Annotated in this window: 12 protein-coding genes; 1 reads left to right on the forward strand and 11 read right to left on the reverse strand. The window is 65.9% G+C overall.

What is annotated here, in order from left to right; translation table 11 throughout:
- Positions 1–31: 31 nt before the first annotated feature.
- The 10 genes from XH91_RS01960 to sdhC all read right to left on the reverse strand — a co-directional run bounded on the left by XH91_RS01960 (position 32) and on the right by sdhC (position 11,739).
- Positions 32–2,137, reverse strand: coding sequence for an OmpA family protein (locus tag XH91_RS01960; RefSeq protein ID WP_128949031.1), 2,106 nt, complete (start codon positions 2,135–2,137; stop codon positions 32–34).
- 188 nt (positions 2,138–2,325) lie between these two features.
- Entirely contained in the window at positions 2,326–2,574 is a 249-nt protein-coding gene (locus XH91_RS01965; protein WP_164934268.1) for a hypothetical protein, read from the reverse strand.
- 72 nt (positions 2,575–2,646) lie between these two features.
- Positions 2,647–3,033, reverse strand: coding sequence for a VOC family protein (locus XH91_RS01970; RefSeq protein ID WP_128949033.1), 387 nt, complete (start codon positions 3,031–3,033; stop codon positions 2,647–2,649).
- 15 nt (positions 3,034–3,048) lie between these two features.
- The gene (locus XH91_RS01975; RefSeq protein ID WP_128949034.1) at positions 3,049–3,906 is read right to left on the reverse strand and encodes an FkbM family methyltransferase; all 858 of its coding nucleotides are present in this window, start codon (positions 3,904–3,906) and stop codon (positions 3,049–3,051) included.
- A gap of 42 nt (positions 3,907–3,948) precedes the next feature.
- Positions 3,949–5,907 carry an ABC transporter ATP-binding protein/permease gene (locus tag XH91_RS01980; protein WP_128949035.1) on the reverse strand — a complete coding sequence of 653 codons (1,959 nt, stop codon included), beginning with the start codon at positions 5,905–5,907 and terminating at the stop codon, positions 3,949–3,951.
- Between the two features lie 39 nt (positions 5,908–5,946).
- Entirely contained in the window at positions 5,947–8,100 is a 2,154-nt protein-coding gene (locus XH91_RS01985) for a hybrid sensor histidine kinase/response regulator (protein ID WP_128949036.1), read from the reverse strand.
- A 193-nt stretch (positions 8,101–8,293) separates the two neighbouring features.
- Positions 8,294–9,076, reverse strand: coding sequence for a succinate dehydrogenase iron-sulfur subunit (locus XH91_RS01990; RefSeq protein ID WP_128949037.1), 783 nt, complete (start codon positions 9,074–9,076; stop codon positions 8,294–8,296).
- Between the two features lie 24 nt (positions 9,077–9,100).
- A complete protein-coding gene (gene sdhA, locus XH91_RS01995; RefSeq protein ID WP_128949038.1) occupies positions 9,101–10,936 on the reverse strand; it encodes a succinate dehydrogenase flavoprotein subunit in 1,836 nt (611 codons plus the stop codon).
- Positions 10,937–10,939: 3 nt separating this feature from the next.
- The gene (gene sdhD / locus XH91_RS02000; protein WP_128949039.1) at positions 10,940–11,344 is read right to left on the reverse strand and encodes a succinate dehydrogenase, hydrophobic membrane anchor protein; all 405 of its coding nucleotides are present in this window, start codon (positions 11,342–11,344) and stop codon (positions 10,940–10,942) included.
- Positions 11,341–11,739: a succinate dehydrogenase, cytochrome b556 subunit gene (gene sdhC, locus XH91_RS02005; protein ID WP_128949040.1), complete on the reverse strand. Its 399-nt coding sequence runs from the start codon at positions 11,737–11,739 to the stop codon at positions 11,341–11,343. The genes sdhD and sdhC overlap by 4 nt, the downstream gene beginning before the upstream one ends.
- A 518-nt stretch (positions 11,740–12,257) precedes the next feature.
- Here sdhC and XH91_RS02010 point away from each other — a divergent pair.
- Positions 12,258–13,118 (forward strand): sulfite exporter TauE/SafE family protein, encoded by an 861-nt coding sequence (locus XH91_RS02010; RefSeq protein ID WP_164934270.1) that lies wholly within the window; start codon positions 12,258–12,260, stop codon positions 13,116–13,118.
- A gap of 127 nt (positions 13,119–13,245) precedes the next feature.
- On the opposite strand, the gene XH91_RS02015 is transcribed toward XH91_RS02010, so the two are convergent.
- Positions 13,246–13,755 carry a hypothetical protein gene (locus XH91_RS02015; RefSeq protein WP_128949041.1) on the reverse strand — a complete coding sequence of 170 codons (510 nt, stop codon included), beginning with the start codon at positions 13,753–13,755 and terminating at the stop codon, positions 13,246–13,248.
- Positions 13,756–13,757: the final 2 nt, after the last annotated feature.

A 13,757-nucleotide genomic window follows, 5' to 3' on the forward strand; every position in this document is an offset into this window, starting at 1 on the left:
CTCCCGGCCATTTTGCTTTGTGGCTATCGCCTCAGCGCGGCGGCGTGACGCCGGGCGGGGGTGGCGGCAGCGAGGCCTGCCCGCCGTTGAGCAGCGGCGTGATGCGACGGATGGTGACGCGCCGGTTGATGCGGCTCGGACCGTCGGTCTGCTCCTTCAGGTACTGCTTGCCGTAACCCTGCGACGTCAGGTTCTCGGCGGGAACGCCGAACTGCTGAGTCAGCAATTCGGCCGCCGACTGCGCACGGCGGTCCGACAGCGACAGATTGTCGACGTCGTTGCCGACCGCATCGGTGTGTCCTTCGATCAGGAACACCTCGCGGGGGTTGCGCTGGATCGCGCGGTTGAGACCGTCGGCGATCACCTGCAGCCGCGCTGCCTGGTCCGGCGGAATGGTCCACGATCCCGTCTCGAAGTTGATCGTGTTGACGTCGATGCTCGGCATCGTCATGCGGACGTTCGGCGAGTAGCGGATCTCGTCGAGCGAGTAGCGCCGCTCGATCCGCTGCACCGGCGGTGCCTCCATGGTCTCGTAGATCACGTCCGGCGAGGCTTCCTGTGCGTCGACGATGTAGCGATCGTAGGGGATGTTCACGACCGGCGGCGGCACGTCGACATAGAAGCCGCCGACTGCGCGCGGATCGCGGTAGGTGTTGTCGATGATGATGATCTCGCGCCCGCCGGGGTCTCTGCGGATACGGCGCAGCAGCGAACCATCAGGACCGACCACGGTGATGATCTCGCTGCCGTCGGGACGGATCACGACCGTGCGGGTTTCGCCGCCGACAGTCTCGGTGCGGATATCGCGGGCGCCGTAACGGAAGCGATAGAGATCGTTGCCGCGGACATATTCCTGCCCGCTGGGGTCGCGGATGATGATGCGGTCCGGCTCGGTATAGATGGTACGGCCACCTTCGACGACCTCCTGCCGCTGGTTGCGATAGTCGGCGATGGTGGCGCCGATCACGGCACCGGCCACCACGCCCGCGCCGAAGGCAAGCGGCGTCAGGTCACGCTGCGGCGGACGCGGCGGCGGCGGCAGCGGAGCGGCCACTGTCGGCGCGGCGCGGAATGCCGGCGCAACTGTCGGCGGCGCGTACTGAGCCTTGTTGGGCGGCGGTGCTGCGGCCGGCGTGGCAGGAACGACCGTCGGAGCTGCGACGCCGGGCGGAGGAGGCGGGGGACGCTGCACGGCGCCCGCTTGCGGTGCCGCCGGTGGCGTTCCGGCAGCAGGCGCACCCGCGGACGACGTTCCACCCTGACGTCCGGGAGGCGTCGTCGCGCCACCGGGCGCCGGCGTTGCCGCCGGAGCGGGGGTTGTGCCCGGAGCCGTTGTTCCTGCGGCCGGCGGAACGCCGGGACGTCCGGGCGGCGTCGTGCCAGGTGTTGGCGTTGCTGTCGGGGTCGGAGACGGCGTCGGTCGACCCGCCGGGGCGGCGGGCGTCGGCGAGGCTGTCGGGGTTGGAGACGGCATCGGCCGGCCGGCCGGCACTGCAGGCGTTGGCGTTGGCACGGGCGTAGCCGCGGGCCGGGCCGCGGACGGCGGCGTGGCTGTGGGCGGCGGCGCAGTCACAGCCGGATGAGCCGGTGTTGCGGTCGGCGCCGGGAGTGGCGCGGCGGGAGCGTGCTGCTGCGGAGCCGCAGCCGGCGGCGTCGGAGCGTGCTGCGGCGGAGGAGGTGGCGGCGGCGTCGGGGCGTGCTGCTGCGGAGGTGGAGGCGGCGGTGTTGGCGCATGCTGCTGCGGGGCCGGAGGCGGCGTCGGCGGCTTGGGTGCGGCTGGGGGCGGCGGAGGAGCCTGATGGGTTGCGGGCGGCGGGGGCGGCGGCGTCGGGCGCACCGGCGCGGCAGCCGGCGGAGGTGCAGCTGGCAGGTGCGGCGGTGCGGCCGCCGGCGGCGGCGCGGCCGGGGGCTTGGGCGCAGCTGGCGGCGCGGGAGGCGGCGCTGCCGGGCGCGCAGCGGGCGGTGGTCCCTTTGGCGCTTCCTTCGGAGGCTGCTTCGGTTTTCCGTCAGGGCCCGTCTCTTCTTTCTGGGCCTGTGCGACCACGAGCGGCGCGCTTTGCGCATGAGCTGCGGAGCCTGCAAATTGCATCGCGGTCAGGGCCGTCGTGGCGAGCAGCACGAAACGAAGGTTGGTCATGTGGTTGAACTTCCCCGGAAGGTTCTTTGACGATGTGAAGTCGGGTGATGAACAGCTACGCGTTAGGCCGGATTGTGGCGGGCGAAGACATTGCGTCGCGATTTATTTCTGCATGCAAATCATGTCACTAGAACAACGTTCATTACGCATTCAGGCGTGAGTCGCAATCGCCTCGCATGTGATTGCTCTCATCGCACGTCCGACCCCTGCGGCGAATTGGCATCCGTCGCGGGATTGGGTGTCAGCGGACCGTTCGGCCCGCGCGACGGAATCTCCTCGGGCACGCGACCGGGCAATTCATCGGGCTGCGGTGATTCGCCGGGCTCATGCACAGGCGGTGCGATTTCAGGCTGCGGATTGCCTGCGGGAATGCCGGGCGGCGGCTCGGTCGGCGTGCCCGGTGTCGATGGCGGTATCTCGGGCGGTTCGATCGGCATCGGCATCATCAAGATCCGTTGTGAAGAGAACGACAACGATGATGCCGCGCCGATGTTCCCCGTTGCGCCGCGCTATTCCGGCGCGTGGCAGACCGCCTCGATGTTGTGGCCATCGGGGTCGAGCACAAAGGCACCATAGTAATTCGCGTGATAGTGCGGGCGCAGGCCGGGCGACCCGTTGTCGCGGCCGCCTGCCGCCATCGCGGCCTTGTAGAATGCGTCGACCGTGGCGCGGTCTCTCGCTGCTATCGCGACATGCACCGGCTTGTTCATCGCACCTTCGCCGCTGATCCAGAAATCCGGCTTGCCGTCGGCGCCGAATCCGGCTGCCGCGGCGTGGCCGGTCTGCTCTTCCGTCACTTCCATGATCAGGCCGTAATCGAGCGGCGCCAGCGCCTTGCTGTAAAACGTTTTCGCCGCCTCATAGTCGGAGACGGAGAGGCCAAGGTGATCGATCATCGCAACCTCCGTGGTTCAGCGTGACAGGAACGTATTGCTGCGCGTCTTGCGCGCGACGGTAAAGCCGCGCGCGAGCATGTCAGCGATACAATCTTGCTGCCATTCGTTTTGTGACAGATGCTCGATCACGACCGCACGTGGCCATAGCGATGGCGGCGCGTCGCGGAAGAAGCCGATCAGCACGCGGTCCTCGAAACCCTCGACGTCGATCTTGAGCGAATCGACCTGGGTCACGCCCGCCTCGTCCAGAATGCGCGCGAGCCGCAGCGACGGCACCTTGATGGCTTCCGCGCTGGCCGCGCCGGTGACGACATGCGTGGCGCCGAGATTGCCGCCGCCGCTCTCGATCATCAGCTCGCCGTCAACATCGCCCGCGGCGGCTTGCACCAGGCGAACCTGCGTCGCTTTCGAAGCGGCATGGTTGAACGAGAGCCGCCCGAACGTGAGCGGATGCGGCTCGATCGCGACAACCTTGCCCGAGGGGCCGACCTGCCGCGCCATCACCAAGGCAAAGGTGCCGACATTGGCGCCGACGTCGACGAACGTGCCGCCGCCAGGCGTGTGCTGGCGCAGGAAGTCGAGCTCGTCGATGTTATAGTCGGGGTTGAACAGCGCGCCGCGCTCGGTGGCGCTGCCCTGGTGGTAGAAGCGAAACGAAGCGCCCTGATATTGCACGTCGACCGGCCCGTCGCGCAGCAGATTGACCAGTCGCGACATCCAGGGCCGGAACGCGCCGCGCTTCAGCCTCGACCCTTGCACGAGGCGGATAATCGCGGCCTGCGATGCATTCGGTGCAAACGCGCCGAATGGGGCGGTCGAAAGGGAATTGTCGGGCGTCAAGCAGGCGGTCCTCGTTGCAGGCGGCGCATGCATAGCCGGTTTTGGTGGGGACTCCAATGTTGCGGGCTACGAATCTCACGCCGCCTTCTTCGGCGGCGCCTTCCGCTGTCGCAGGAATCGCCCGAGCAGCTTGCGCTTGCCCTTGCGCGGGATCAGATCGATGTCGCTGACGAGCTTGGCGCCGTCCTTGTGGCGCTCCAGCACGATCTTGCGGCTGTGGAAGGCCTCCAGCTCGACGCGATGCGCGACGCTGACGACGGTCGCCTGCGGCAGCTCGTCGGTGACCATCTGCATCATCTTGTCCTGGCTCTTCTCGTCGAGCGCCGAGGTCGCTTCATCCAGCACGACGATATCGGGAGAGTGCAGCAGCAGCCGCGCGAAGGCAAGGCGCTGCTTCTCGCCGCCCGACAGCGTCTGGTCCCACGGTCCCTCTTCCGCGATCTTCTCCTTGAGATGGTCGAGGCCGACCTTGTGCAGGGCCTCGCCGATCTGCTCGACAGTCCAGGCCTCCTCGGCGCCGGGATAGGCGACCGCGCGGCGCAGACTGCCCGAGGGCACGTAGGGCCGCTGCGGCAGCATGAACAGCCGCCGGTCGGGATGGAAGTTGACGCTGCCGCCGCCCCAGGGCCACAGGCCTGCGATCGCGCGCACCAGCGTGCTCTTGCCGGTGCCGGATTCGCCGGCGACCAAAAGCCGCTCGCCCGGCTCGATCACGACTTCGGTCTCGCCGACCACGGCGGTGCCGTCGTCGAGCGTGACGGAGAGATCGCGCAGCTCCAGCATCGCATCGTTGCTGGTCTCGCCGCGCTTGATGCGGCCGAGGCCGTCGCCCTGCTCGGCGCGCTCGAGCCCGTCGAGCGACATCATCAGCGAGGCGATGCGCCGTGCGCAGGCGTTCCAGTCGGCGAGCCGCGGATAATTGTCGACCAGCCAGCCGAACGCGCTCTGCACGATGGTGAAGGCTGAGGCCGCCTGCATCACCTGTCCGAGGCTCATGCTGCCGTCGAGGAATTTCGGCGCGCAGAGCAACAGCGGCACGACCGGCGCGACCAGGCTCGAGCCCTGCGATACCAGCGTGGTCCGCATGTGCTGTCCTGCGAGCCGCGCCCATTGCCTGAGCACGCTAGTAAAATTGCGGTCGATGCCGCCGCGTTCTTCCTCCTCGCCGCCGAGCAGCGCGATGCTCTCGCCGTTCTCGCGCACGCGCGTCAGGGTGTAGCGGAAGTCCGCCTCGGCCTGGTTCTTGTCCTCGGAGACCTGCACGAATTGGCGGCCGATCACCAGGATCGAGCCCGAGGCGATCGCGGCATAGAGCATCGCGGCGATCACGAGGAAGCCGGGAATGGTGATGGCGGAGCCACCCAGCGTGACCGTCAGCGCGCCGCCGATGGTCCAGAGCACGACGATGAAGGTTGCGGCCGACAGCAGCGCCGAGGTCACGCCGGCGAGAAAATCGACCGGCGAGTCGGTCGCGATGCGCAAATCCTCGGCGATCCGGTATTCCGGATTGTTGTGATCGCCGCCGACGAGGTTGAGCTGGTAGTAGCGCCCGTTCGCGAGCCAGCGTGTCAGCACGCTATTGGTGAGCCAGGCGCGCCAGCGCCGCTGGATGCCCATCCGCGCAAACACCTGGACGACACCGAGCCCGATGCTGCCGATGGCAAGCGGGAAGAACACAGCAGTGAGGTGGAAGACGGTGGTCGCGTCGCGCTTCTCGATGGCATCGAAGATTGCCCTGTTCCAGACGTTGATGCCGTATTGGAAGCCGACGGCCAGGACGATCAGCACGACGAGGCCGATCGAAAACGGCCAGGCGAGGCGGTCGCCCTTGCGGCTCCAGAAGCCCCGCGCGCTGATCCAGAAGCGCGTCAGCAGATAATCCTTGCGCGCCTGCTCGATCTCTTCGGGCGAAAGCCCGGGATCGGGCTCGAGCACTTCCGGCGGCGGCGGCGCGACTTCATCCCCGGTCTCGCCGGTGATCTTCACGATGGGCGGCGTCTTGCCCTGCTCATTTTTCCGGAGTGGCTTCTGCATGAGGCGACAACGCGACCGGGTTCCCTCGGGTTCCCGCTCTCACTCGGCGGCGCCGTCCCGCACCCGTTTCAGCCGCGCGGCGCGATGCAGCACCCGCGACAGCTCTTCGATCGAATAGGGCTTTTGCACCAGCTCGAAGCCGGCGACACCGTCCTGGGACAACGCTTGGCTGTAGCCCGTGGTCAACACCATGGGAACGCTGATGCAGCGATCGCGCATCGCCTGCGCCAGATCGAGCCCGGTCATCCCGGGCATGACGACATCGGAGAACACGACGTCGAAGCGATCGGCGTCGCCCACCAGTTCAGTGAGCGCGTCGGCGGCGTTGTCGACCAGCGTGATGCTGTAGCCGAGCTCGGTCAGCCCGTCGGCGGCAAAATTGCCGAGCTCGATATTGTCTTCGACCACCAGCACCGACATGCCGCTGCCGGCGACAGCCGGGGCCGTGGTCGGCGCCTGGCTCCGCGGCAACAGATCGGCCGGCACGCGCGGCAGATAGAGCGAGAAGGTGCTGCCCTGGCCGACTTCGCTGACGACGGTCACTTCGCCGCCGGATTGCCGGGCGAAGCCGAACACCTGCGACAGGCCAAGGCCGGTGCCCTGGCCGACCTGCTTGGTGGTGAAGAACGGCTCGAAGATGCGGCCCAGTTGGGCAGCGGGAATGCCGACGCCGCTATCGCTGACGGTGACGCAGACGAATCCCGGATTTTTCAAGGTCTGGCTGCCGGGGAGATGCGCGAGCATATCGGGCACGGATGTCGCCGCGTGCACCGTGAAGACGATCCGGCCCTTGCCCTGCATGGCGTCGCGCGCATTGGTCGCCATGTTGATCATGGCCGTCTCGAACTGGCCGGCATCGGCGCTGACGAGGCAGGGCTCGGTCGGCAGCTGGGTGACGATCTCGATCGCAGGTCCAAGCAGCGTGGCGAGCATGTCGCGCAGCGATCGCATCCGGTCGCCGACGTCGAACACTTCGGGCTTCAAGGTCTGGCGCCGCGCAAAGGCCAGCAGTTGCGAGGTCAGCTTGGCGGCGCGCGCGACGGCTTCCGCGATCGCCGTGATGTAGCGCTGCCGCCGCTCCTCGCTCAGTTGCGGGCGGTTCAACAGATCGACCGACGCGCGGATCACGGTGAGCAGATTGTTGAAATCATGCGCGACGCCGCCGGTGAGCTGGCCCAGCGCCTCCAGCCGCTGGCTGTGCTTGAGCGCCTCCTCGACCTCGCGCCGCTTGGCGGCCTCGATCTGGAGATGCTGGGTGCGCCGGAAGGCGAACACGAGCAGGATGAACAGCAGCGCGGTGGCGGGCACGCCGAACACCAGATGCTGGCTGATGGTCGCGAGCCAGCGTGCGCGGATCGCCGAGGTCTCGAGGCCGGCGCTGACATAGATCGGATATTCGGCGACGCGCCGGTAGCCGATGCGCCGCTCGATTCCGTCCGTCGGCCAGGCGATCGTCATCAGCCCATGATCGGGATGGGTTGCGATGCTGTGGCCGATCGGGCCGTTCGGATCGAGCCGGACATCGCGATCGAGCCGCGGGAAATGCGCCAGCAGCACGCCGTCGGCGCGGCCCATGGCGAAGAAGCTGCCCGGATCGGTGCCGATCCTGGCGTAAAAGCTCTCGAAATACTCGGGCAGAACGGACGCCTGGATCACGCCGACGAAGCTGCCGTCCTCGGACGAGCGGCGGCGGCTGACGCCGAAGAAGCGCGCACCCTGGTAGGGCGGGCGCGGCGTCAAGGTGGCGCCGATGAAGCTGCCGATGCTCTGATCGACCTGGGCATAGAAATAGTCGCGGTCGGCAAAGCTCTGATCCGGCGGCGGCGAGGCCAGGCTGTTGACCAGCGCCTTTCCGTTGGCATCGAAGATCCAGACCGATTTGAGCTGCGGCAGCGATTCGGTAAGCTGCTTGAGGCGCTTGTGCAGCGCGCCTTCCCGCGACCGGATCTGGTCGTCGGACAGGCCGCGCACGACCTCGTTGAGCTCGGCCAGGCTCCGGTCGATGGTCTCGAACACCTTGAGCGCGTGCTCATGCGCGACATCGAGCGTCCGCTCGATCTCGCGGTCAGCGGTATCGAGCGTCGAATTGTAGGAAATCACGGAAACAATGACGAACAGCGCAATGGGCAGCGCCAGGGATGCCGCCATCATCCACTGCAACAGTCTCAGCGAGTTGCGTTGTGCGCCCTGCACGGTCGCTCCGGTCCCCCGACCGGAGAGCTTACTTGAATCTCGCGTCGGGAAGGAAGCGGCTTGTGACGGGAACCGGAGGTTGTGGGCCGTCGATTCGCCCGCGACACGCGATGAAGCGAATTTAGCCGAAATTGTTCCGGTCGCAGATGGCCCCGGCCGCTCGGGCCGGGGGCAGAGCGAGTCTCAATGAGGCCTAGATCTGGCGCTCGACCATCTTGAGCTTGAGCTCGGCGATGGCCTCGGCCGGGTTCAGGCCCTTCGGGCAGGCCTTGGCGCAGTTCATGATGGTGTGGCAGCGATACAGGCGGAACGGGTCTTCGAGATTGTCGAGCCGCTCGCCGGTGGCCTCGTCGCGCGAATCGGACACCCAGCGGTTGGCCTGGAGCAGCGCGGCCGGGCCGAGATAGCGGTCGCTGTTCCACCAATAGCTCGGGCAGGAGGTCGAGCAGCAGGCGCACAGGATGCACTCGTAGAGGCCGTCGAGCTTCTCGCGGTCCTCGTGGCTCTGGCGCCATTCCTTCTGCGGCGTCGGCGAGGTCGTCTTCAGCCACGGCTCGACGGAGGCGTATTGTGCGTAGAAATTGGTGAGGTCGGGAACGAGGTCCTTTACCACGGGCTGGTGCGGCAGCGGGTTGATCTTCACCGCGCCCTCCTTCACGTCGTGCATCGAGCGAGTACAGGCCAGCGTGTTCTGGCCGTCGATGTTCATGGCGCAGGAGCCGCAGACGCCTTCGCGGCAGGAGCGGCGGAAGGTCAGCGACGGGTCGATGTGGTTCTTGATCCAGATCAGGCCGTCCAGCACCATCGGACCGCAATCATTGACGTCGACGTAATAGGTGTCGACGCTCGGATTCTTGCCGTCATCGGGATTCCAGCGATAGACGCGAAACTCGCGCGTCTCGGTCGCGCCCGCGGGCTTCGGCCAGGTCTTGCCGCCTGAAATCTTCGAGTTCTTGGGAAGTGCGAATTCAACCATTTCGATAAAGCTTTCGCTGTTCGCTCAATACACGCGCGCTTTCGGCGGGATGTACTGCACGTCGTTGGTCATGGTGTAGTCGTGAACCGGGCGATACTCGATCTTGACCTTGCCCTTGTCGTCGAGCCAGGCCAGCGTGTGCTTCATCCAGTTCTGGTCGTCGCGCGCGGAGAAGTCCTCGCGCGCATGGGCGCCGCGGCTCTCGGTGCGGTTCGCGGCGGAATTCATCGTCACCACCGCCTGCGAGATCAGATTGTCGAATTCCAGCGTTTCGACGAGATCCGAATTCCACACCAGCGAGCGGTCGGACACGGCGATGTCGGTGATGCCGCTGTGGACCTTCTCGATCAGGTTCTGGCCTTCGCTCAGCACGTCGCCGGTGCGGAACACGGCGCAATTGCTCTGCATCACGTGCTGCATGCCTTCGCGCAGCTTCGCGGTCGGCGTGCCGCCCGAGGCGTAGCGATAATGGTCGAGACGGCCGAGCGCGAGTTCGGCCGAGTTGGCCGGCAGCTCCGGCTGCTTCGCGTTCGGCGTCAGCTTCTCGGCCAGACGCAGCGCCGCGGCACGGCCGAACACGACGAGGTCGATCAGCGAGTTCGAGCCGAGGCGGTTGGCGCCGTGCACGGAGACGCAGGCCGCTTCGCCGATCGCCATCAGGCCGGGGATGATGGCGTTGTCGTCGCCGTCCCGCTTGGTCAGCACTTCGCCGTGATAGTTCGTGGGGATGCCGCCCATGTTGTAGTGCACGGTCGGCACGATCGGGATCGGCTCGCGCGTCACGTCGACATTGGCGAAGATCTTGGCGGATTCGGAGATGCCCGGCAGGCGCTCGGCGAGCACGGCGGGATCGAGATGGTCCAGATGAAGGAAGATGTGATCCTTCTTCTTGCCGACGCCGCGCCCCTCGCGGATCTCGATGGTCATCGCGCGCGAGACGACGTCGCGCGAGGCGAGGTCCTTTGCCGACGGTGCGTAGCGCTCCATGAAGCGCTCGCCCTCGGAGTTGACGAGATAGCCGCCTTCGCCGCGCGCGCCTTCGGTGACGAGACAGCCCGAGCCGTAGATGCCGGTCGGGTGGAATTGCACGAACTCCATGTCCTGGAGCGGCAGGCCGGCGCGCAGCACCATGCCGCCGCCATCACCGGTGCAGGTGTGCGCCGAGGTGCAGGAGGCATAAGCGCGGCCGTAGCCACCGGTGGCGAGGATCACGGTCTGGGCGCGGAAGCGGTGCAGCGTGCCGTCGTCGAGCTTGAGCGCGATGACGCCGCGGCAGGTGCCCTGGTCGTCCATGATCAAATCGATGGCGAAGAACTCGATGAAGAACTCGGCCGCATGGCGCAGCGACTGGCCATACATCGTGTGCAGCATGGCGTGGCCGGTACGGTCGGCAGCGGCGCAGGTGCGCTGCGCCTGGCCCTTGCCGTAGTCCATGGTCATGCCGCCGAACGGGCGCTGGTAGATCTTGCCGTCCTCGGTCCGCGAGAACGGAACGCCCCAATGCTCGAGCTCGTAGACCGCGTCGGGCGCGTTGCGCACCATGTACTCGATCGCGTCCTGGTCCCCGAGCCAGTCCGACCCCTTCACGGTGTCGTACATGTGCCAGCGCCAGTCGTCCTTGTGCATGTTGCCGAGCGACGCCGAGATGCCGCCTTGCGCCGCGACCGTGTGCGAGCGGGTCGGAAACACCTTGGTGATGCAGGCCGTCTTCAGGCCGGCCTCGCTGCAGCCGACCACGGCGCGCAGGCCGGCGCCGCCGGCGCCGACCACGACGACGTCATAGGTGTGGTCTTCGATCGGATAGGCTTTGCCGTTGGTGGCGGGAGCGCCGTTGCCCTTGCCATTCGTCTCGTTGGCCATGGCTTACACTCCGGAAGAAAGCTTGAGGATCGCGTAGGTCGAGGCGAGCGCCACGGCGATCGAGAAGAAGTTGTTGAGCATGACCGAGACGAGCTTCAGCTTCTCGTTATGGACATAGTCCTCGATCACGACCTGCATGCCGATCTTCATGTGCCAGGCGCTGGCGAAGATGAACAGCAGCAGGATCACGGCGATCGGCAGCGAGCCGAGGATCTGCGCGGCGCCGGCCTGGTTGCGGCCGAGCAGCATCATGATGATCACGATGACAGGGATCATCAGCAGCGTCATGGCGACGGCGGTGAGGCGCTGGCGCCAGAAGTCGGACGTGCCGGAATGGGCGGCGCCGAGATTACGGACGCGGCCGAGCGGGGTGCGCATGCTGCGCTTCGGCGTATCTGACGCGCTCATCGTCCACCTCCGATCGCGTAGGCGATGATCCAGATCAGCACCGTCAGGGCGATGCCGCCGATCGCGGCGCCCCAGGTCAGCGCCTCGCGCTCATTGGCCTTGAAGCCGTAGCCGAGATCCCACACGAAGTGCCGGATGCCGCTCAGCATATGGTGCATCAGCGCCCAAGTGTAGCCGAACACGATCAGCCGGCCGATGATGCTGCCGGTGAAGGCCTGCACGTTGGCGTAGGCGGCGGGGCCGGAGGCCGCTGCAACCAGCCACCAGACCAGCAGCAGGGTCCCGACATAAAGGGCGATGCCGGTGGCGCGATGGACGATGGACAGCGCCATCGTCAACGTCCAGCGGTAGATTTGCATGTGTGGTGAAAGCGGTCGTTCGATCCGTGCGGTCATGGGCTTTTGATGTTTATGGCGGCCCAGCGGGGCGCGCGCGGGGATCGCGAAAGGTCGGCTCTATTTACGGAGTCGATTTCACCTGCGCAATCACCAAATCGCCATAAATCGAACCGGCATTCAGCTCTACGACATTGATGCAACAGGCCAATCAGGGGCTTGGTATACCAGACTGATGGTGCACCGACGAAGAAGAGAACATTAATTCATCTTTTGTGATGACCGTCGAGGCGCATTGAAATTGCTATTGGAACGGCTCTAAGCCGCTGACTGGCGGCCTTGGTTCGAACCAGTCAGTTCATGGCGCGGAGCATGCTTGAGCAAGCTCGCGTGCCGCCGCCTCTTTCCGCGGGACGCATCGATTTTCCACGCGACGGCGGATATGCGCCATCTGCAATCCACCCAAGACGGCCACCGCAGCGTGTCGACCGCACAAACCGGATCGCCTACAGCTTCGCGCGTAGCTCGTCTGGTCGTGCGGATCGAACAAGTTGCGGCAAGCTGCGGGGCAGGTCCTGATGATCGCAGGTCTTGATATCAAGGAGCTCGTCGAGCTCGCGCTGCTGCTGATCGCGGTCGGTGCGCTCTCCGGCTTTCTCGCCGGCGTGTTCGGCATCGGCGGCGGCGCGATTCTCGTGCCGGTGTTTTACGAATGCTTCCGCATCGCCGGCGTGCCGCTCGAGGTGCGCATGCCGCTCTGCGTCGGCACCTCGCTCGCGGTGATCATTCCGACCTCGATCCGTTCGTTCCAGGCGCATTACAAACGCGGCGCGGTCGACATGTCGATCCTGCGCGTCTGGTGGCTGCCGATCGTCGTCGGCGTCGTCGCGGGAAGCGTCGTCGCGCGCTACGCGCCGGAGCGCCTGTTCAAGATCGTCTTCGTCGCCGTCGCCTATTCCGCTTCAGCGCGCCTCATCTTCGGACGCGAGAGCTGGAAGCTCGGCGATGACCTGCCGAAGGGCCCGTTGATGCGCGTCTACGGCTTTTGCGTCGGCATCCTGTCGACGCTGATGGGCATCGGCGGCGGTCTGTTTTCCAACCTGCTGATGACGTTCTACGGCCGACCAATCCATCAGGCCGTCGCGACCTCATCGGCGCTCGCCGTGCTGATCTCGATCCCCGGCGCACTCGGCTACGTCTATGCCGGCTGGCCGGCGGCCGCGACGTATCCGTCCGTTGTGGCCCTGCAAATCCCGTTCGCACTCGGCTACGTCTCGCTGATCGGCGCCGTGCTGGTGATGCCGATGAGCCTCGTCACCGCACCGCTCGGCGTGCGCGCCGCGCATGCGATGTCGAAGCGCACGCTGGAGGTCGCGTTCGGGTGCTATCTGTTTATCGTCGGAAGCCGATTTGTGATGAGCCTGGTCGGCGGGCAGTAAGTTTGGCTGCGTAGGGTGGGTTAGCTCGCGGTCGCGCGATGCGCGATCCGCAGGCGTAACCCACCGCTTCTGTCACCGCGCAAACCAAAGCGGCGGGTTACGCCTTCGGCTAACCCACCTACGAACGTTAATTGACGGAACGATCCTTCAGTCTCACCTCACTGTGGCCCCACATTTGAAGGTTGCCTTGCGCTTCCAGGAGATCGACGTCGACCAAAACCTGAATGCGGGCTGCAAAGACCTCAAAATCGACTGGGGCTGCCAGTGCTTTTTCTTCCTCGACCTTCTCAACCGCGCTGTGCAGGATCATCGCGAGCTTCCGCCATTGTGGCTTCACGACAGAAAAAATCACGCGATCCAGATCGGCCGCCAGCACTGACGATGGGAGTGAGACATCTTCCCATCGAAGTGTGCTGCTGATCGTGGGAGGCGGACCCGGCGGCTCGAGATCTGGAAATCGCTTGTAGATCAGCCGCAGAAGCTTGAAGTGCAGTTGGAAAACAGCCGTTACGAGTGGTTCTGCAAACAGCTTTCTGCCATCGTCGCCAACCTCGACGATTGCGGCCTCCGCTTTCCGGTATGCCTTCGCAGCTTCGAGCAAGTGCTTCTGGATTTTCTTCGCCTGCTCTCGATTCACGC

This window comes from Bradyrhizobium guangzhouense (assembly GCF_004114955.1).
Taxonomy (GTDB): Bacteria; Pseudomonadota; Alphaproteobacteria; order Rhizobiales; family Xanthobacteraceae; genus Bradyrhizobium; species Bradyrhizobium guangzhouense.